The 237-nt window shown below is 46.0% G+C and carries 1 rRNA gene; it reads left to right on the forward strand.

The window, feature by feature from the left end:
* Positions 1 to 56 precede the first annotated feature (56 nt).
* Positions 57 to 237 (forward strand): 16S ribosomal RNA (locus tag H5S39_RS01295); the annotation flags it as partial.

The raw sequence follows: 237 nt of genomic DNA on the forward strand, positions 1-237 counted from the left end.
AGTCAATTCGCTTAATAACAAAGATAATAAAGAGCTATACAAGTTCTTATATAATTTTATATGAGAGTTTGATCCTGGCTCAGGATGAACGCCGGCGGTGTGCCTAATACATGCAAGTTGTACGCACTGGCCCAACTGATAGATGATGCTTGCATCAGCTTGACGTTGGATTCCCAGTGAGTGGCGGACGGGTGAGTAACACGTGGGTAACCTGCCCCGGAGCGGGGGATAACATTT

Source organism: Limosilactobacillus rudii, from assembly GCF_014145455.1.
Taxonomy (GTDB): domain Bacteria; phylum Bacillota; class Bacilli; order Lactobacillales; family Lactobacillaceae; genus Limosilactobacillus; species Limosilactobacillus rudii.